The sequence below is a fragment of the Pseudomonas sp. P5_A2_2 genome, from assembly GCF_054177685.1.
Genome location: NZ_JBGCUL010001242.1, coordinates 1 through 1,163, shown reverse-complemented (window position 1 = coordinate 1,163; position 1,163 = coordinate 1). Strand labels below are relative to the sequence as shown.

Here is a 1,163-nt window from a genome sequence, read left to right as displayed (position 1 = left end):
GCCATCAGGTTCAGCGCCTGGACCACGTCCGGGCAGTTCTGGCAGGACAGCGAGAAGTAAGTCTCGAAGTTGAACTCACCTTCGAGCGAGCGGATCTGTTCGATCACTTCGGCACTGGCCTTCGAAGGGTGACCGCCGACTTGCAGCAAGGCCAGCACCAAGGACGTGAATTCGTGGCCCATCGGGATGCCGGCGAAACGCAGGCTGATATCGGCTCCCGGGCGATTGATCGAGAACGACGGCTTGCGTGCATCATCGCCGTTGTCGAGCAAGGTAATCCGGGTGGAAAGACTGGCAACGTCTTTCAACAGTTCGAGCATTTCCCGGGATTTCGCACCGTCGTCGAGGGAAGCAACGATCTCGATCGGCTGGGTGACCCGTTCCAGGTACGATTTCAACTGGGCTTTAAGATTGGTGTCCAACATACGGGCGATTTCCTTGAATTCTTGAGACAAAAAAACGCCCGAGCGAATCTTGCCCGGGCGTTTTTATTGGGCGGTGCAGCTTGCTTAGAAGGTGCGCAAGTGCGCCCTGATGAAGCGCGTCACAGACTTAGATCTTGCCGACCAGGTCCAGGGACGGCGCCAGAGTGGCCTCGCCTTCTTTCCACTTGGCCGGGCAAACCTGGCCTGGGTGAGCAGCGACGTACTGGGCAGCCTTGATTTTGCGCAGCAGCTCGGAAGCGTCACGACCTACACCGCCGTCGTTCAGTTCAACGATCTTGATCTGGCCTTCCGGGTTGATCACGAAGGTGCCACGGTCAGCCAGACCGGCTTCTTCGATCAGCACGTCGAAGTTGCGGGAGATGGCGTGGGTCGGGTCACCGATCATGGTGTACTGGATCTTGCCGATGGCTGGCGAAGTGTTGTGCCAGGCAGCGTGGGCAAAGTGGGTGTCGGTGGAAACGCTGTAGATCTCGACGCCCAGCTTCTGGAACGCGTCGTAGTTGTCGGCCAGGTCTTCCAGTTCGGTCGGGCAGACGAAAGTGAAGTCGGCCGGGTAGAAGAACACCACAGACCACTTGCCTTTCAGGTCGGCGTCCGAGACTTTTACGAAGTCGCCATTTTTGAATGCGTCAGCTTTGAACGGTTTAACTTGGCTGTTGATGATAGGCATCGTTGACTCTCCGTCATGGGTTAAGAAGTTGATGGAGAGAACTTTAC

Annotated in this window: 1 protein-coding gene and 1 pseudogene; both read right to left on the bottom strand. The window is 56.9% G+C overall.

Annotation, left to right across the window (positions count from 1 at the left end):
- A pseudogene (locus tag ACXRVY_RS30475) lies at positions 1-425 on the bottom strand (alkyl hydroperoxide reductase subunit F); the annotation flags it as partial.
- Positions 426-552: 127 nt separating this feature from the next.
- The gene (gene ahpC, locus ACXRVY_RS30470) at positions 553-1,116 is read right to left on the bottom strand and encodes an alkyl hydroperoxide reductase subunit C (RefSeq protein ID WP_007975937.1); all 564 of its coding nucleotides are present in this window, start codon (positions 1,114-1,116) and stop codon (positions 553-555) included.
- Positions 1,117-1,163 lie beyond the last annotated feature (47 nt).

Excerpts from the sequence above, each read along its gene's own strand:
- ahpC (WP_007975937.1), bottom strand. The coding sequence starts at position 1,116 with ATGCCTATCATCAACAGCCAAGTTAAACCGTTCAAAGCTGACGCATTC.